This is a genomic window from Anabaena sp. CCY 9910, from assembly GCF_963920875.1.
GTDB lineage: Bacteria > Cyanobacteriota > Cyanobacteriia > Cyanobacteriales > Nostocaceae > Trichormus > Trichormus variabilis.
Genome location: NZ_CAWUDJ010000057.1, coordinates 1 through 18,266, shown reverse-complemented (window position 1 = coordinate 18,266; position 18,266 = coordinate 1). Strand labels below are relative to the sequence as shown.

General features: G+C 40.0%; 21 protein-coding genes. 11 read left to right on the top strand and 10 right to left on the bottom strand.

All coding sequences use genetic code 11. The features are described 5' to 3' along the window. Positions 1 to 28: 28 nt before the first annotated feature. On the bottom strand, positions 29 to 622 hold the full coding sequence (locus ACM5QX_RS26500; protein WP_414756239.1) for a Uma2 family endonuclease: 594 nt from the start codon (positions 620 to 622) through the stop codon (positions 29 to 31). 197 nt (positions 623 to 819) lie between these two features. Here ACM5QX_RS26500 and ACM5QX_RS26495 point away from each other — a divergent pair, with 197 nt between their 5' ends. After that, positions 820 to 1,518, top strand: coding sequence for a Uma2 family endonuclease (locus tag ACM5QX_RS26495; RefSeq protein ID WP_414756238.1), 699 nt, complete (start codon positions 820 to 822; stop codon positions 1,516 to 1,518). Between the two features lie 57 nt (positions 1,519 to 1,575). Here the strand turns inward: ACM5QX_RS26495 and ACM5QX_RS26490 are convergent, their stop codons facing one another. The 6 genes from ACM5QX_RS26490 to ACM5QX_RS26465 all read right to left on the bottom strand — a co-directional run bounded on the left by ACM5QX_RS26490 (position 1,576) and on the right by ACM5QX_RS26465 (position 4,801). After that, positions 1,576 to 1,902 carry a type II toxin-antitoxin system RelE/ParE family toxin gene (locus ACM5QX_RS26490; protein WP_414756237.1) on the bottom strand — a complete coding sequence of 109 codons (327 nt, stop codon included), beginning with the start codon at positions 1,900 to 1,902 and terminating at the stop codon, positions 1,576 to 1,578. Continuing rightward, the gene (locus ACM5QX_RS26485) at positions 1,886 to 2,176 is read right to left on the bottom strand and encodes a type II toxin-antitoxin system Phd/YefM family antitoxin (RefSeq protein ID WP_414756236.1); all 291 of its coding nucleotides are present in this window, start codon (positions 2,174 to 2,176) and stop codon (positions 1,886 to 1,888) included. Before ACM5QX_RS26485 ends, ACM5QX_RS26490 begins: the two co-directional genes overlap by 17 nt. A gap of 321 nt (positions 2,177 to 2,497) precedes the next feature. Then, positions 2,498 to 2,746, bottom strand: coding sequence for a hypothetical protein (locus ACM5QX_RS26480; protein WP_414756235.1), 249 nt, complete (start codon positions 2,744 to 2,746; stop codon positions 2,498 to 2,500). 23 nt (positions 2,747 to 2,769) lie between these two features. Then, positions 2,770 to 2,979, bottom strand: coding sequence for a hypothetical protein (locus ACM5QX_RS26475; protein ID WP_414756234.1), 210 nt, complete (start codon positions 2,977 to 2,979; stop codon positions 2,770 to 2,772). A gap of 209 nt (positions 2,980 to 3,188) precedes the next feature. Next, positions 3,189 to 4,001, bottom strand: coding sequence for a superoxide dismutase (locus ACM5QX_RS26470; protein WP_414756233.1), 813 nt, complete (start codon positions 3,999 to 4,001; stop codon positions 3,189 to 3,191). A gap of 218 nt (positions 4,002 to 4,219) precedes the next feature. Continuing rightward, positions 4,220 to 4,801, bottom strand: coding sequence for a hypothetical protein (locus tag ACM5QX_RS26465; RefSeq protein ID WP_414756232.1), 582 nt, complete (start codon positions 4,799 to 4,801; stop codon positions 4,220 to 4,222). Positions 4,802 to 5,010: 209 nt separating this feature from the next. Between ACM5QX_RS26465 and rppA the strand changes: the two genes are divergently transcribed. From rppA to ACM5QX_RS26415, 10 genes are all read left to right on the top strand, one after another. Then, a complete protein-coding gene (rppA, locus tag ACM5QX_RS26460; RefSeq protein ID WP_414756231.1) occupies positions 5,011 to 5,685 on the top strand; it encodes a two-component system response regulator RppA in 675 nt (224 codons plus the stop codon). Between the two features lie 121 nt (positions 5,686 to 5,806). Continuing rightward, positions 5,807 to 6,598, top strand: coding sequence for a TIGR01548 family HAD-type hydrolase (locus ACM5QX_RS26455; protein WP_414756230.1), 792 nt, complete (start codon positions 5,807 to 5,809; stop codon positions 6,596 to 6,598). Between the two features lie 613 nt (positions 6,599 to 7,211). Next, the gene (gene hpsE / locus ACM5QX_RS26450) at positions 7,212 to 8,177 is read left to right on the top strand and encodes a hormogonium polysaccharide biosynthesis glycosyltransferase HpsE (protein ID WP_414756229.1); all 966 of its coding nucleotides are present in this window, start codon (positions 7,212 to 7,214) and stop codon (positions 8,175 to 8,177) included. A gap of 128 nt (positions 8,178 to 8,305) precedes the next feature. Beyond that, positions 8,306 to 9,781: a BamA/TamA family outer membrane protein gene (locus tag ACM5QX_RS26445; RefSeq protein WP_414756228.1), complete on the top strand. Its 1,476-nt coding sequence runs from the start codon at positions 8,306 to 8,308 to the stop codon at positions 9,779 to 9,781. A gap of 154 nt (positions 9,782 to 9,935) precedes the next feature. Beyond that, positions 9,936 to 10,709: an ABC transporter permease gene (locus ACM5QX_RS26440; RefSeq protein ID WP_414756248.1), complete on the top strand. Its 774-nt coding sequence runs from the start codon at positions 9,936 to 9,938 to the stop codon at positions 10,707 to 10,709. Between the two features lie 12 nt (positions 10,710 to 10,721). Beyond that, entirely contained in the window at positions 10,722 to 11,615 is an 894-nt protein-coding gene (locus tag ACM5QX_RS26435) for an ABC transporter ATP-binding protein (RefSeq protein WP_414756227.1), read from the top strand. Positions 11,616 to 11,789: 174 nt separating this feature from the next. Further along, entirely contained in the window at positions 11,790 to 12,350 is a 561-nt protein-coding gene (locus ACM5QX_RS26430; protein ID WP_414756226.1) for a DUF6174 domain-containing protein, read from the top strand. A 128-nt stretch (positions 12,351 to 12,478) separates the two neighbouring features. Further along, positions 12,479 to 13,714 (top strand): alpha/beta fold hydrolase, encoded by a 1,236-nt coding sequence (locus ACM5QX_RS26425; protein ID WP_414756247.1) that lies wholly within the window; start codon positions 12,479 to 12,481, stop codon positions 13,712 to 13,714. Between the two features lie 355 nt (positions 13,715 to 14,069). Then, positions 14,070 to 14,456 (top strand): 6-pyruvoyl trahydropterin synthase family protein, encoded by a 387-nt coding sequence (locus ACM5QX_RS26420; protein ID WP_011318279.1) that lies wholly within the window; start codon positions 14,070 to 14,072, stop codon positions 14,454 to 14,456. A gap of 434 nt (positions 14,457 to 14,890) precedes the next feature. Next, positions 14,891 to 15,109: a hypothetical protein gene (locus tag ACM5QX_RS26415; protein ID WP_010994258.1), complete on the top strand. Its 219-nt coding sequence runs from the start codon at positions 14,891 to 14,893 to the stop codon at positions 15,107 to 15,109. Positions 15,110 to 15,172: 63 nt separating this feature from the next. Here ACM5QX_RS26415 and ribD read toward each other — a convergent pair whose 3' ends face one another. From ribD to mreC, 3 genes are all read right to left on the bottom strand, one after another. Further along, entirely contained in the window at positions 15,173 to 16,363 is a 1,191-nt protein-coding gene (gene ribD / locus ACM5QX_RS26410; protein WP_414756225.1) for a bifunctional diaminohydroxyphosphoribosylaminopyrimidine deaminase/5-amino-6-(5-phosphoribosylamino)uracil reductase RibD, read from the bottom strand. Between the two features lie 363 nt (positions 16,364 to 16,726). Continuing rightward, on the bottom strand, positions 16,727 to 17,329 hold the full coding sequence (gene mreD, locus ACM5QX_RS26405) for a rod shape-determining protein MreD (protein ID WP_011318282.1): 603 nt from the start codon (positions 17,327 to 17,329) through the stop codon (positions 16,727 to 16,729). A gap of 24 nt (positions 17,330 to 17,353) precedes the next feature. Continuing rightward, positions 17,354 to 18,175 (bottom strand): rod shape-determining protein MreC, encoded by an 822-nt coding sequence (gene mreC, locus ACM5QX_RS26400; protein WP_011318283.1) that lies wholly within the window; start codon positions 18,173 to 18,175, stop codon positions 17,354 to 17,356. Positions 18,176 to 18,266: the final 91 nt, after the last annotated feature.

The following is an 18,266-nucleotide window of genomic DNA, read 5'->3' as shown; positions in this document are numbered from 1 at the left end:
ATTTTGAATTTTGAATTTTGAATTAGTATTACTCTTCATCATTGCTGTCGCTGAAATTCACTTTTTCATATATTTCAGGTATAGAAATTTGTAAATCAACAGTATTGAGTGATAAAGTTGCAGAGTCACTTTCTAATTCAGTAAACAACCATTGATCAGCCGCAGTTTTTACATATTGCATCACATGATATTCATGCTGGTCGATTAAAATATATTCTTGAAATTCTGGAATAGAGCGATAGTAATGAAACTTATCGCCTTGGTCATAATTTTTTGTGAACTTAGATAAAACTTCTACTATTAATGATGGATTGGTGACGGTGGTGGTATTAGTTCCGGCATAAACTGGCTCACCTTGAATTACCATGACATCAGGATAGGTGTATTGCTGATAACGGGGTAGCCATAAACGCACATCAGCAATGTAAATCTCGTAATCTTTACCGCGCAAAGCAGATTTTAAGTACGAGTAAAAATTACCAGCTATTTTATTATGATTGGTAGTGCCGCCTGTCGTTGGGATGATTTCTCCATTACGGTATTCGCTTCTAAATTCGGCTTTTTCTTCCAGTTCTAGATATTCTTCGGGGGTGTAATAACGTTTTTGGGTTGCGATTCGCATAACAGTTTTCGCCTATAGAGAAGAATCACAGCTTAATTGTTTATTTTTGTGGCGATCGCCTAGCGTTTTTTGATATCCAATAAACTGATTGTAAGATGCGTAGGCGTAACCCGTCGTAGACATCGCTCGGCGTAGATTCTAATACTTTCATTTATAAAATAAAAATGTACTCATAACTGAGGAATGGGAAATCAATCATGCTAAATTACAATCCATTAGCTTGTTTGCCTTCATCTGAGGAACTACCAGACTCAGACGATACCCCTGTGGATAATGAATTACAAGATTTAATTCCCGGTTTACTCAAAGCCCTTTTGGCGATGGCTTGGCCAGAACGCATGGATTGGTTTTTGGGGGTAGATATGGGTATTTATTATGACCCTGACTTACCCGCAATAGTCCCAGATGGGTTTTTGAGTCTGGGCGTAGAGCGATTTTATGATGCAAACCTCCGTCCCAGTTATGTGCTTTGGGAAGAAAAGAAACTACCAGTATTAGTGCTGGAGGTAGTATCCCAAACATATCGCGGTGAATACTCAACTAAAAAAGCGGAGTATGCAAAACTAGGGATTTTGTATTATGTGGTTTACAATCCATTGCGTCGCCGCAAGCCACGGTTGGAAGTATACAAATTAGTTAACAATGTTTATGAATTCCATGATGGGAATCCTGTTTGGCTACCAGAAATTGGTTTAGGAATTGGTATAGAACAGGGAACTTATCTCGGTATTCCCCGCGAGTGGATGTATTGGTATAACCAAGAAGGGCAAAGGCTTTTAACTCCAGAAGAACAAGCACTACTTGCTCAACAACAAGCACAGCAAGCAAAGCAACGCGCCGAATTATTAGCAGAAAGATTGCGATCGCTCGGCGTAGATCCTGATTCTCTCACCTGATTGGTGATTATTTAAGATGCTTGTCAATTACCAGGAAACCATATCCCCGAATTGTTCTCATTCTTCGTCCACTTCATCAGATGTTAAGAGTGCTTGTGAACTATGACGCACGTACAAAATATAAACAGTATCATCACGAATTGTAAAAAGAATGCGGTAGATATTTTTTGACTTGCCATAAAGAAGTTGACGCACTTCCTCAGAAAATACTTCATGTTCTACAGCTAAAGCGCACCGATGAGGTTTTTCTTGAAGAGTTGCTATTGCATTCATCAACCCCCGAAACCACTGATCTGCATAAGCTGGGTTATATTCTTTCAGCCATAAATATGCTGATTCAATTTGAGCGTCCGCAGTCTTGGTGGTTCTAACTTGAAATACCATATTTATGCTGCATTTCTTGCTCAAATGCACTTAATGGACGTGTATTTCCTGCTTCTATGTCTTCTAGTCCCTGTTTAATTCCTGCTATTGTTTCTAACTGTTCTACAAGTTCTAAAAGCTTTTGGTATGATTGAGCATCTTGAACAACTAATTCGGCTTTGCCATTGACAGTTAAAACTACTGGTTTTCCAGTCTGCTTCATTTGCTTAATCAAATCAGATGTGTTGCGCTTGAAGTTTGAAAGAGAGTGAATATCTCGAATAATGTTGAGCATTGCTGTAATTACGCACTTAATTTGCACTCAATTTAATGCTAGCATCTGGAACATTCAAGAAACTTAACTCCCAGCTAAAAATTAAAGACTCGTGGTAAGGTGCGTAGAATGAGCATCGTCGTAGATATCGCTCGGCATAGATCCTGATTTAGTCTAAGAGGATGTTTTAAAATTTCTCTGGTCAGTAGTAAAACGGTAGCTTCCCTTGTAGAGAAGAGTTAGGGTTTAGGTCTGTATTACATTCAACTGCAAACCGCTATCACTAAGCTCAAAAGTTCATTAACTAAGCTTTGAAGTTCTCGAATTAAGCTCAAAGATTCATCAATGGAGTTCAAACACTCGCCCACAAATATCAAAGACTCTCGCGTGAATATCAAACACTCGCCCACGAGTATCAAGCACTCGCCCACAAGTATTAAATACTTGCCCGCGAATATCAAACACTCGCCCACGAGTATCAAGCACTTGCCCGCGAATATCAAACACTCGCCCGCGAGTATCAAACACTCTCACGCAAATATCAAATACTCTCCCGCGAATATTAAAGACTCGCACACGAGTATCAAACACTCATTACAGCAATTTTCATTTACTCAAACCACACACTCGCCCTCTTCTTTGCGCATTTGCGCGGCTATAGCCACAGTTCCGCCGACAATCCCTACAATAGTGCCTATGACTGCTAATGTGCCTTCTCTTTGGGTAGGAACTTCGTAATTTCCTGATATACCCTCAATTTCCAGTAAAGCGGCGGCGGCTTGGGGTGCATCTGCACTTTCAATAGCAATTTGTATTTCTGACATTAATTGATCAGTAAAGTTACCTAAAATAATATATACGAGCTTCTAGATTTGGTGATTGAAGATAAAGCAACTAAACAACGAGTTGGGTAGGGTGCGTCAGTGCCATAGAACCTAACTATGCAGAGAAATTATTCATACTGACGCACCCTAATGGCTTTAGGTCAATCTGTCTACGAAACGCTACGCGAACATAGAGAAGCCGCAGGCTATTACGAATTACTTTGCCGTGAAGCTTGGGCGCGTTTGTTAATTTCTGACCAATTAACTACATTCCACCAGTTATTTAAATACTCAGGACGACGATTTTGATATCTCAGATAATAGGCGTGTTCCCAGACATCATTCCCCATGATTGGGTATGAACCTTCTGTGATAGGGCTATCTTGATTGGGAGTGCTGACAATCTGTAACTGTCCTTGGGGATTTCGCACTAACCAAACCCAACCACTACCAAAGCGATCGCCTCCTGCTTTGTTAAACTGTTTTTTGAACTCTTCAAAATTGCCAAAGGTTTGGTTGATTTCTTGGGCGATGTCTCCCGTTGGTTGTCCACCGCCATTGGGACTCATAATTTGCCAGAAAATTGTATGGTTGAGATGTCCGCCACCATTATTACGTACTGTGTTGCGAATATCTTCAGGCACACTATTCAAATCCCGCAGTAAAGCTTCTACACTACTATTTTGCAGTTCTGGATGCTTCTTTAACGCATTATTAAGGTTATTAACGTAAGCTGCGTGATGTTTATCGTGATGCAATTTCATGGTTTCTGCATCGATCGCTTTCTCTAGGGCATCATAACCATAAGGTAATGGCGGTAACTCGGCTGGATTTGTCCCCAGTGGGCGGTCTAGAAAACCTATGGAACGTTTATCTGTTGTGGGCGCAGTGGTTTGTACAGGACTTGCTACATTAGTTGGGAGAGAATTTGCTGCCTCTTGAGGTTGGCAAGCATAAAGCATAGATGTCACTAGAACTACCATGAAAAAGCCAATAAACCGTTGCCACAGAGATGATTTCATGTTGTTGCCTCTTATTTGTTCTTAAATTGAGCTATAATATGCTCTGCTTATATAGTTGGTGCCAAAATTCTTAATAGCAAAGAATAAATAATTGCCAGAAAAATTGGACTTTATATGGCACTTAAAACACAATAACTTAATCTGGATTCAGAGTTAATAGATAATAGGTAATAAGACAATTAGATTTTATTGTTTTTAGCTGTGATGCTAGCCTGCCCTCACGATTTTCTCACCTGATAACGTACTAGGGCTTGAACATCTTGAGGCTGAAGTTTTAATACTTGAGCAGTCATTGATTCTATCATATTTATTTCGGTGACTGGAAATACAAAGCTCAACTTTCTCAGTGATTTATTAGCAGTTATTACTTCAATAAGTGTTATTTCTTTTTCTTTTTTAATCTCAGCTTTAATTGCCTTTAATGCTACAGGAATATTTACGGTAACTGGTTGATTACGATTTATCTTTTTTACTTGAGGATACAGTCCAAATGTTTTGGCGATCGCTGCTTCATCAAAATTAGATTTAGGAAATTCCATTTCTACTGTCTTGAGCAGAGAATTGCCAATATTAATATTAACTTTTGTGAGGCTTTGGTCTTGTTCTATTTGAGTATCAATTACCGTAAAACTCATCATTAATATAACTTGCGTCAGCTGATCAGCTTGTAACTTATCTATTGTTCTGTAAGACAAAGCTAATAAGTGCTTAGTTAACAAATCACTGCCAGCCCAAAAAGAAATACCCACCAGCAAAAGTGACATAATAATCAGCAAAATATGTGGACGTAAATCAGGCATAGATGTAATTTGTCAAGTAAAATGGTCTTTGATATTTAATAAGGTCTGAAGAATTTATCAATTTTCCAGTAAAACTATCTATTGATAGATATATAATCTGTCTCCTGGTCGAACAAATCAAAATATAAAATTGGGATAGTAATTATGCTAGATATAAAAACACTTATCTTTATTAAAAAGGATCTGACAATTCCATCCCCAAAAATCTTATGCGGATATTACTAGTGGAAGATGATTATGAACAATTAGAGCCATTACAAGGTATCTTATCGGAAGCTGGCTATATTGTAGATACGGCGGAAGACGGAGAAATTGCCGAGTGGTTGATTTCCCAAAAGGATTATGACCTACTGATTTTAGATTGGATGCTACCCACAATAAGCGGGTTAAGTTTGTGCCGCCAGTATCGTTGTTCGGGTAAAACTGCACCTATATTGATGCTAACGGCTAGAGACACCACACCAGACAAAGTGATGGGTTTAGATGCTGGTGCAGATGATTATCTCGTCAAACCCGCAGACTTAGTAGAACTGTTGGCGCGGGTTCGTGCTTTAGCAAGGCGAGTTCCCAATTGGCAAGGAGACAGCTTGCGTGTTGCAGACTTACAATTGCATCTAGCATATTTAACCGTAGAACGAGAGCAACTCAAAGTCGAGCTATCCCCCCGTGAAGCACGATTACTCGAATACCTCATGCGTCACCCCAATCAGGTTTTAACTCGCAGCCAGATAGAAGAAGCCCTGTGGGAGTGGGGAATGGAACCAGAAAGCAATGCTTTAACCGTACTGGTACGCAAGTTGCGACACCGTTTGCAGGAAGTAGATGCAGCAGAGTGGATTAGGACAGTTTATGGTATGGGTTATCGCCTAAATCCACAATATTAAATATTGTCAATCAATGGGATAATTGCCTAAAAGATAGGGACTGGGAATTGGGAACTAGGTAAAGCTGGAGAAAATAACTAATTACCCACTACCTATTACCCATTACCTATGAACAGTTCTGATGACTACAAAAGCGATCGCAATATTTGATATAGATGGAGTTATCCGCGATGTTGGGGGTTCCTATCGTCGAGCCTTAGCAGACACGGTAGAGTACTTTACAAATAAGGCCTATCGTCCCACTTCTTTAGAAATTGACGAACTGAAATCCGAAGGTATTTGGAACAACGATTGGGAAGCGTCTCAAGAATTAATCTCCCGTTACTTTGCAGCTCAAGGAACACGCCGTGAACAATTGCAACTAGACTACAACACTATAGTTGCCTTTTTTCAATCCCGTTACCGTGGCCCAGACCCAGACAATTGGACGGGATATATCTGTGACGAACCTTTATTATTACAACCAAGTTATTTAGAACAACTTACACAAGCGGGTATTGCTTGGGGATTTTTTAGCGGTGCTACTCGTGGTTCTGCTAACTATGTTTTAAAACAACGTTTAGGTTTACAGTCTCCTGTACTCATTGCAATGGAAGATGCGCCAGGTAAACCAGACCCCACAGGACTTTTTGCAACTATTAACCAGTTAGAGGATGGCCTAGAGGAAAAATCAGTAATTCTCTATGTCGGAGACACAGTAGCAGATATGTACACAGTCAGCAAGGCTAGAGAACTCAAACCTCACCGTACTTGGATTGGAGTAGGTATCTTACCGCCTCACGTCCAAGAAACAGCAGCCCGTCGAGAAGCTTATGCACAAACATTAGTAACAGCCGGTGCAGCAGTAGTTTTAAGTAATGTTGAACAGTTAAATCCAGCGCAAATACAAGAGTTATTACAGCAGTTGTCTTAACAATAGGACTTACGTACCCAGATTTTCTGTTGAGACCGGGTGTAGGGGTGTAAAACATTTATTTTGAATTTTAAGCTTTAGCTTCCCGTAGGGTATTTTGAATTGATTCATACGCTTCTCAAAATCCTTGATCTTTCGTTGTCATGCGTAATACCAATTTGGAAAAAGAATGCGATAGATAAACCATCCGTAGAGACGCGATTTATCGCGTCTTCACCCCATGATGTGTTGCAATCATTATTTGAATTGGTATAAGTCCTAAGCAGTTCAAAATTAAACCTATTCCCAAGTCTTAACTTTACGATCAAGGCAAAAATACATAAGTAAATAACTATCAATAAGGGCTGTTAAATGTTAACAGCCCTCACAATGGATTGTGCAACTTAAAAACAGAGTAGCTTATCTGCTAGATCAATCAATTCAATGCGTAGTACTATACTCCGAAAAAACTACTATAATCACGTTTTTTCACTGAAAATACATCAAGTTTTCACATTTAAAGTAAGTGAACTTACTTATATTGTATATAGCACGATAAAAAATATTAAAAACTTTAGGTGCGTTCTGATCAAGCATTTATTGATTCCTTTTATCTCATGTCATTTAAAGAAATATGATCATCAAATTCACCGTGGTGATATGCACTTATAACGGTGCGACAAGACTGCCTAATGTACTTGATAAATTGCAAAATCAAATAGGTACAGAAGCGATTCCGTGGGAAATACTTGTAGTTGATAACAACAGTACAGACGGCACCAAACAAGTAGTCCAGCAGTATCAAAATACTTGTTTTAAATTGGGGCAATTGCGATATAGTTTTGAGCCAGAACAAGGATTAGCAATCGCCCGTCAACACGCTGTTGCAGCAGCCAGAGGAGAGTTAATTGGCTTTTTAGATGACGATAATATTCCCTCTCCCACATGGGTTGCTAGTGCCTATTTATTTGCTCAAAATCATCCTCGTGCAGGTGCTTATGGTAGTCGTATTCAGGGTGAATTTGAAGTTCCTCCTCCAGCTGATTTCCAACGCATAGCAGCACTATTAGCCTTAACAGAGCGAGGCTCAAAAAAGCTGCTCTATGAGCCGAAAAAAAAGGTACTGCCCCCTGGAGCCGGGTTAGTGGTGCGAAAACAAGCTTGGTTAGAAAATGTGCCAGAAAGATGTTTTCTCCAAGGTCGAGTTTGCGAACCCTATTTACCAGGGGAAGATTTAGAAGCACTACTACATATTCAACAAGCCGGATGGGATATTTGGTATAACCCAGAAATGCAAATAACTCACCAAATCCCTCATTGGCGATTAAAGAAAGATTATCTTGTTGATTTATGCCGTGGTATTGGGTTGAGCCGTTATCACACAAGGATGTTGAGTGTTAAACCTTGGCAAGCTCCTGTTTTATTTTGGGTATATATTTTTAATGATCTACGTAAACTTCTTCTGCACTTATGCAAATATCGCGGTAGCGTCAAGAGGGATTTGATTGCAGCTTGTGAACTGGAACTATTTATTGGTAGCTTGCTAAGTCCTCCCTATATTTGGCAAGCATACATCAAAAAATATTTTCATTTAATTTGAGTCTCCAACTTCGCCTCCATTGGAGACTCAAGTTAATTTACGCCACCGCGAACTGTCCCCTACACTCTCCAAGAGTTGCGTACACTCACTAAATAAGGCAAAATTGATAACACTAATTGGTTGCCAATATGCGTGTTCCAATAGTTGTGATTTTGGTGGTGGGGCTATTCGTGAGTCGGGAACATCAGCCAGTACTGGCGAATTTTCCGGTGGAGACGAAAGATTTGTCTGACGGAAGGGTTATTGATGGATACGCCAAATATGGTGATTATGTAGGTGTTCCGGAAACGGGTGAACTTACCCAAACAATTGTTCAGGATGTGCAAATTCGGTTTATCGACGACAATAATCAGTCTGTAGATGATCAAGGAAAACCGATTATAGGACGCACCCAAAAAGATTTTATTTTAGGTTTGTTAAAACTCAAGCCTGGTCAAATATTCCGTGATGAAGCTCTACAGGCAGATTTGCGAAGATTGCAGAAACTAGAGTCATTCACTTATGTTAGGGCTTACCGAGAAGAAAATCCCTTTGGGGTAAGTATTATTTATGATGTTAAAGAACGCCGCTTTCCTAGTTGGAATTACGGTATAGGCAATAACGATGATATTGGCTTGTCTGGCCGGGTAACTTATAAGGATGCCAACATTAGTGGATTAAATGACCAACTGACAACAACCGTGCAGGTTAGCGGTAAAGATGTCCAATTTCATAGCCGATTTACAAGTCCTTATCGTTCAGGAGAACCAGAACGTCTGGGTTATAGTGTAACAGCTTTCCGCGATCGCCAAATATCCCGTACCTTTGATGATGAGATCAGACTAGCCAATGGTAGCAGAACCAGGGAAGGTAGATTTGGCGGTTCTGTGGCGTTACTCCGTTCTTTTGATGAGTGGGATGGGGCGTTAGGTCTTAACTACACCAGGATTAGTCTCCGTGACCAAGATTACAACGTTGTCCGGGCTGATGGCTTAGGTAATCCGCTTTCGGCGAGTGGTAAGGGCATTGATGACCTATTTACATTATCCTTGGCTGTAACGAGAGATTTACGAGATCATCGCCTCAATCCCACTCAAGGTTCAATTCTCACCCTCAGCACCGAACAAGCAATCCCCTTGGGACTAGGGAATATTTTTAGTAACCGTCTCCAAGGAAACTATATCCAATATCTACCAGTCACCTGGATAGGAAATCAGAATCTGACAGATAATCCGGAGATGGTGGCTGTAAATTTGCAACTTGGCACAATTTTTGGAGAATTTCCCCCGGCTGATGCGTTTAATTTAGGCGGGTTAAATTCGGTGCGCGGTTATGGTTCAGGAAAACTCGCCAGTGGTCGCAGTTATGGTTTAGCTTCTGTGGAATATCGTTTTCCCATTGTGGAAGCAATTGGCGGAGTTGTATTTACTGATTTCGCCTCAGATTTTGGTTCTGGTAAAACAGTCATCGGGGAACCAGGTGTAGTCAGAAACAAACCCGGAAGCGGCTTTGGCTACGGCTTAGGAGTCCGCTTAAACTCTCCTTTTGGTTTATTTCGTGGTGACTTGGGAGTTAGTGACCAAGGAGAAATCAGATTTGAGATTACAACTGGACAAAGATTTTAAATAGTCAATAGTCAATAGTCAATAGTCAATAGTCAATAAGTGATTGGTCAAATATCATTATTTTTCTTATTACTTCCCCCAATCCCCAATCTAAGGCAAAAGAAAAAATCTTTTACCTTTTTACTTTTTACTTTTTACTTTCTTGTCCCCAATGATGAAATATTGGCGTGAAACCATCGCAGTTACCAAACGTATTTTAATTGAACTGTTACGCCGTAGACGCAGTTTGATTTTTTGGAGTATCTTCCCGATTTCAGTACTAACTTTGAGCGGTTTTATATTAGCAGAACGGGCGGAACTACCCCTAGCTGATGCTTTTTCCTATGCTGCACCTTCAACTTTAGTGGGTGCTGCACTGTTCTTTAGTTGCTTGGGCGGTACTGTGTCTACTGTAGTAGCAGAAAGAGAACAACAAACCCTCAAACGTCTTTTTCTGTCTCCCTTGAGTGGTTTATCTTATTTTTTGGGGATTTTCCTGGCCCATAGTTGCATTGGTATTGGTCAGGCTTTATTAATTTATGCGATCGCTGCTTTTTGGGGTGCAACTTTTAAAGGTTCAATTTTATTAGGATTGGGAATTATTTTTCTAAGTATTGCTGCTTACGTTGGTTTGGGTTTTATTCTCGGTACACAATTAGCCAGGCGGATTGAAGATGTCAATTCTTTGGTAGCCGCCTTTGGCGTTCCTTTATTAATTCTGGGTGGGGCATTTTTACCGACTGCATTGTTTCCTAAAACCCTGATCAATATAGCTAAATATAATCCCATTTATCATATGAATGAAGCTTTGGTTGCTGTGTCTTCAAAAGGGGAACCAGTTGATAAAATAACTTCACACATTGCTTTTTTATTAGCATTCGCTATAGCGATGATTATTGGTGGTTGGTTATCTTATCAACGAATGTTAATTGTAGAGAGAAGATTATAATTGAGCAGAAAGATGCTAAATATTCATAATTTAAATAAATCCTATGGCGATCGTCAGGTTCTACAAAATTTAACTCTAAATATTAATAACAGTGAAATTTACGGTTTACTAGGTGCAAATGGCTCTGGTAAAACCACAACAATTAATATTATTTGTAATTTACTGAAAGCTGATAGTGGCGAGATTAAACTTAATAATCAGCTTATTTCTGAATCAACCAAAAAACTAATTGGTATCGCCCCTCAAGAAAATCTTTTATATAAAACTCTGACTTGTGAAGAAAATCTCCATTTTTTTGGAGAAATTTATGGCTTAAGTAGAAAAAATATTCAAAAACAAACTAAAGATATTTTAGATGCTATCAACTTATCAGATAGGGCAAAAAGCCCCGTAGAAACTTTGAGTGGCGGGATGCAACGGCGATTAAATATTGCTGTAGCATTAGTACATCAGCCGAAGTTGGTAATTCTTGATGAACCAACTACAGGTTTAGATATTGAAGCACGTTACGAAATTTGGGAATTGATTCGACGACTGAAAACTCAGGGAATTACAGTTTTACTCACCACTCATTTATTAGATGAAGCAGAACGCTTATGTGAAAAAATTGGTATCCTTAAAAACGGACGGATTTTAGTTGAGGGTAGTTTAGCTGAGTTACGTAATTTAATTCCAGCACAAGAGGTTTTATTATTGAAAACTACACAAGAAGAAAAGGCGATCGCTCGCGCTCAAACCTACGGTTTTACCCATAGATACTATGATCAAGAATTAGCCTTTTGGCTACCTGAATCTTTGGAGTTAAAAGAGATAATCTCTCGTTTTGAAGGTATAAATATTGATGCAATTTCTCGCCAACCAGTAAAACTAGAACATATTTATTTAGAAGTAACTCAACAAATTTAAAATCTCCGAGAACACATTCTCTACCTTATATCTTGCACCACTCTCTTATTGCCAAAATCACAGGCTAAAAGGCTGCTTATTTCGTAGGGTGGGCAATGTCCACCACTTGCTTATTGAGAAGGTGCAAGATGTTAGCTACTTTTGGAACAATTAATGTGATAAATAAACAAATTCATGAATAAACATTCATCCTTAGAATGGATAATTATTACTTCCATACTCACAATCAGTAGTGTTGCCTATCTTAGCAATCAATTCATTTTCAAAAATGCGGAAAAAAAGCAATTAGAGGTAGCCCAAGAAAACTGGCTTAAACAGGAAATCTCACATTATAGAATTACTATTAATTATTTGTCTCCCAATAAATGTCAGCAAGAAGTTGAGATTAAAAATGAAACAGTAATTGCTATCAAGAACAACACTTGTACAAGTATATCTCCATTAACTATTACGGAGATGTTCAAGAAAATTGAACTGCTTGCAACAGGAAAAGAATGCGGGCCAAATGGATGCGCTTGTGATGGAACTATAGGAGTAGATGCTACCTATGATGATCGATTTGGATACCCACGCCGAGTTGCAATTAAATTACAACCAGAAAAACGTTGGTTATACTTCAATTCTTTGAGTGATATATATCCTGGAAGAAACTGCACATTAGTAGGCTATATCAATAAAAGAATCATTATTCGTGATTTTACTCCTCTTGACAATGAAACATTTATACCAAATTAATATGAAGCTGCGCCAAATAAATGATGTAGAGATGTTGCACGCAACGTCTCTACAGTACAGAATAAAGTGTATCTATGGCTACGCCAGGCAAGCTACATCAAGAAACGGTATTACACAATGAGAAAATAATGCCAAATCTGCTCCCGTCTATTAAAGAAGTCTTCTCCATTGTGGGGATACTTTTGAGCTTTATTGGTCTTTTCTTGAGCATCTGGATTATAATTCCAGCACCCATTTATCTTTTACTACCTCTAGGGGTGGGAGCGCCAGAAGTCTGTCATTGGTTACTATTGTTAAATGCTACAGCTTTTGCCCTCTTGCTTTTAAGATTACCTGGTAACTTACTGCAATACGCTGCTTTAAGTATTAGTATAGTTGGAATTATTCTCAGTATAACGCCACTGCTGCAAATACCAACTACGCAACAGCAGATGCAGTCAGCAATGGAGAAACAATTAGGTAAAGACTACCTCAAACCAATTCTAGACCAAAAACATTTTGGGCGATCGCCTATGATGGGGCGTACCTTATCCCATCCTTTTAATATCATAGATGCGTTTAAAGGTATTCACATAGATGATGTACGTTACACACCCAACATCGAATTTGCATCACCTGATGGGATATCTTTGCGCCTCAACATCTACCGTCCTCCGCAAATTGGCAAATACCCCGGAATCGTCGTCATTCACGGCGGAGGTTGGCAAAGTGGAAGTCCAGAAAATAACGCCGATTTCAGTCGATATATGGCCGCTAGAGGCTATACAGTCTTTGCCATTACTTACCGCTATGCACCCACTTACAAATTTCCAGCCCAACTTGATGATGTCCGCAGCGCCTTAACTTTTATCCAGCAACACGCCACCGAGTATGAAACCGATATTAACCGTATCGCCATACTTGGACGTTCCGCCGGTGGACAATTAGCAATGTTAACTGCTTATCAGCAAAATGCTTTACCCATTCGTGCAGTCATTAGTTATTATGCTCCATCTAACCTAGCAAAAGGTTATCGAGAACCACCTACACCAGACCCCTTAAATGTAAGATCAGTACTTGAAGCTTTTTTAGGTGGTACACCAGATCAAGTCCCAGAACAATACACTAAAGCTTCCCCAATTAACTACGTGAATCGTCCACTTCCACCGACTTTGTTAATTCATGGTGGTCGTGATCACATCATCCAAATCATTTTCCCCAGAACTTTGTTTCAGTCTTTGCAAAATAGTGGTAATAAAGCGATTTTATTAGAAATTCCTTGGGCTGAACACGCTTTTGACTATATATTCAATGGAGCAAGTAATCAGTTAGCCCTCTACCACACCGAGCGTTTCTTAGCTTGGGCATTGCAAGAAAAAGTATGAAATTAATTGCTTACCATCTGGTTTATTGCGCTTTGCGTGTCAGTTGTTAGTTGTCAGTTGTTGAAAGGATCTGGTCTAATACCCCAACCCGTACATGGAGTGGTTTTTACATATATTTGCCACTGACTGCTGACCACTGACAAAACTTTATCCCCTTGTGGGTGGAGTTTTTATCTAGGTAGTAATTTGAAGTATCCATAATTTCTTGAAGACTTTGTAATCATAACCAGCCTAATTGCTCAGTTGGTTGTTTAATCTATATATAAGTAATACTTGTAAATACCTGGTTGCAGTCACTAATTAAATCAGGTGACATGAGCATTTATATCAAAATTGGCTACGAGGTAATATTAAAATGCCAAAATGGAAGGTAGTAACGGAATTTTCATTTAATAGCGCTCACTACATTAAAGATTACAATGGCCCTTGTGGGCGGATGCACGGTCATAATTATCAAGTCCGGATTGAAGCAATATCAACACAACTACATTCTTCTCAATATTGTCCGCATCCTGTAATGGTAGCTGATTTCCGAACTTTACGTTGGGCTAAACAAGATGTGACAAAAGGAGGGCTTGATCACGGTATTTTAAATGAAGTGATGCCTCCTGAATATGAAACAACTGCTGAGATGATTGCTAAGTATATCTATGATGAAACGAAAAAACGAGTACCACCAGATGTACAACTAAAAGTTCACGTTTCGGAAACACCTAATAGCTGGGTAGAATACGAAGACTAAAATTACATTGTTTATGAGAGTGCATTACGAGTAATAATGCACTCTATTATTTATTTGCGAGTTATTTTTAATAGTAGATAATATCCCTAATTATGATAATATCTCTTCAGATGCAAAATCACATATAAATTAATATCCTATTCACGCACATTGATTGATTAACTATTAAATGATTTAACAAAATTTTATAATTAGTATTTTCTAGGCACCCATCGGTTAATTGTGAGTATTAATTACTAGACTAAAATATTTAGAAAAAATTAACTTATGTAAAGCCTGACATATAGCGAGTCAATTCTTAAACTTAATCAAGTTATAAATCGCTATGTGAAGTTTTTAATAATACTTGTCTCAGCTTGTAGGTTAATGTCGTGATCTACTGCTGTAATTGTGTAATGTGAAAGTAACTAAGCTCATGATTAAATTGAGGTCTGATGACTCCTAAAATTCTGCGTCAGCTTTGGTCTGTAGTTGAAAACTCGCAAACGAAGACCCTCTTGCAGATGGACGATGCTAGCTTGGTGCAATGGTTGGTACACCAGACAACAACACAAGCGTTGTTAGAACCCAACGAAACCGATTTCTTGGTTGACTATATTCAATCTCGGCTAGCACTAATACGTGATCTTGCTTATGAGCGCCAATATTCATAGTTCTAATTCCACGATAAATTAGTCCATAGTCAATGGCGATCGCTATTGGCTATGAACTACCATTTATTGGTTTAGTGAGGGTAAATAACCTTCTACTAAGCAATCAGAACCCACCACACGCCAACGCACTCGTTCTAGAATTAGAGCTTCTGTCATCGTATCAAAGCCCAAGTCACCCACAGGCGTAGGTGCATGGCTACCACCAATGATTTTAGGAGCGATAAAGGCCAGAATTTTCTGTACTGCACCTTGAGCGATCGCACTAGCAGCCAAAGTACCACCACACTCCCACAGCACGCTACAAAAACCGCGATCGTATAAGTGAGACATGACAGTTTCTGGTGTCAGCGATGCTAATTCTACTATCTCCACTCCCTTTTGCTGCAACAGTTTTTGGAAATCTGGATTAGCACCTACTTGAGTCAATACTAAAGTTGGAGCCTCGGCTGTTTCCCAAAGATGAGCATCCACTGGCAAATCTAGCTGACGACTCATCACCACCCGCAAAGGATTATGTACCCCTTCTTGGTGACTCGTTAAGTAAGGATTATCTCGTCGTACCGTATTTCCACCAACAATTACCGCATCACAAGCAGCCCGTAATTGATGAACTTCGCCACGAGCTGATGGATTTGTCACCCAAGCACTGTGACCAGAGGTAGTGGCTATTTTGCCATCCAACGTCATGGCATATTTCAAAATACCCAAAGGTTTTTTGTGAAGAATCCGATGCACAAAGCCTTCATTCAATTGCTGACAGGCTGCCATTTCCACACCCACCAACACCTCCACCCCAGCCCCACGTAACCGTTCAATCCCACCACCACCTACCAGGGGATTCGGGTCAACCATACCCACCACCACCTTCGCTACACCAGCAGCAATCAATCCTTCCGAACAAGGGGGAGTACGTCCATAATGATTACAAGGTTCTAAATTGACGTATACAGTAGCACCACGAGCCAGTTCTCCTGCTGCCCTGAGAGCAAAAACCTCTGCATGAGGCTCACCTGCGCGGGGATGAAACCCTTCCCCCACAATTTCCCCATCCTTGACAACAACTGCCCCTACTAACGGGTTAGGCGAAGTACGTCCTAAAGCACGGCGTGCCAGTTCTAAACACCGTTGCATCATACGGACATCAAAATCATTTCCTACCCTCTGTAGCACTGATGGCTGTATTGAGGGTTCATGTTGCTGAATGTTGTTGGGTTGGGATGCACCTGCTTGAGCGACCACTGGAAATTTATCCATAACTTTGGGAATTACTGTAAATATTCTGCACTTTAAATGCTCTTATAGTGATATTTAAACAGTAATATCCCTTCGCGGGTTGTTTATCTGCACCTTCTCCTATGCCTGCTAAAGACCTGTATCAGGATGCGATCGCCTGAATCAAATCAAGCTGAATAAGCTGGGGCAATTCCCAAGACATAGGTCTGCTTTATTTGCCATACTAACCTGTGTCTCAAAGGTATTGATACCATTTCACTAAAATTCTGATACAAATCCGAACCCAGAAACCTTTGCAAAATATAGGTTTCTTAATTTTGAATTTTGAATTTTGAATTGGTATGAGCTATTGATTTCGACTCCACACCAACATTGTCATAACTACTAACTTTCCAACATTTTCATTCTTTGCCACCAACTGTTTAAGGGATAGTACAGCACAGGGGCCCAAAGACTGCTGAGAATAGCAGAGGCTAGGGTGACACGTTGATAATATGCCCAGATGTATTCTGTTTGGCGATCGCCTGCTAAAGTCAACAACAGTGCAAAAACTGTTTCTGCCAAAATTGCCATCCCAAAGACAATTAAGGCAATAGAAATAAAATCTTCTTGGATAAAACGCTGCTTTTGTAATAATCCAGTCAAAAAGCCTACTAACCCCAACGTGATGGCATGGGACGGATGAGGGGATGTAATGGCATCTTGCAGCAGCCCTAACACAATGCCAGCAAAAGTTCCCGCCCATACTGAACGTTTGACACTCCAAGCTACCACCCAAATTAATAGCCAATTAGGGCCAATCCCCAACAATTCCATACCTGGTAAGCGGGTTGGTAACAATAACAAACATAACAATACCGAACCAATCGTTACTCCCCAATCGAGTAGGTGAAGCAAACCCGGATGCCAACGCGACAAAGGCATACGCCGGACGCTGAATCTTCGCGCCGGCGGTTTTGATTTACCATTAAATGAAGGTGTCTTCATTGTTTTGAGAGATTTCCAGAAAATCTAGTTGGACTTTTGTTGCTGTGGCTGATTGGAGTGTTGATTTTCCAAATTTGGGCTTGTCACCTTGGGATATACAGCTACCCAATCTAATGAACTGAGCGCTGGAAAAAGTTCAATTTTGGCGATTGATGCGGGTAATTTCTTTAAATCCAGTGATTTAATTCTGCCCACTGCCAAACCAGAGGGGAATCTTTGGCTATAAGTTGACGTAGAAACTAAATCTCCCACTTTCGCATTTGGCACTTTTTCGTAAAATTCCAACACAGCCTCCGAAGAAGAATCTCCCCGCAGAACACCTTTGGCTGAAGTCCGGCTGATAGTAACACCTACTTGACTTTTGAGGTCACTAATTAACAATATGCGGCTGGTGTTAGGTGTAACGCTGTCTACCAGACCAACTAATCCCCCCTCAGCCTTGACAATATAACCTTCTTTAATCCCAGCATTAGCACCGCGATTAATAGTTACTTGTTGCCACCAATGGTCAGCACTGCGTCCTATCACCCTTGCAGGTACTGGACGCGATGCTAGTGGTTCGTTTTGAACGTAACCTAATAAATCTGTGAGTTTTTTGTTTTGACTTTCTAATTCGGTAATGCGTGTTTGCATCTCCAAGAATTGCGCTTTCTTGAGACGTTCTTCCTGGCGTTCCTCTAGGCTTGGGCCTGTCTGCAACATTTGCAAAGGACGGGTAATTACTTGGTATGCTTCCGCTAAAAACCCGCCTTGAGTCTGACGCAACACCCAAGCACTGCCAACTGCTAACCCTAATAAACCAACTTGTAAGGCTTTGCGATCCCACCAACGACGTACAGTAACCATTTATACCTATTCTCAGATTCAGAAGATACTGGATTCTATCCCTCATTTGTCACTCTAAGCAGAGGAAAATACAAAATCAGAGTGAGTCAGG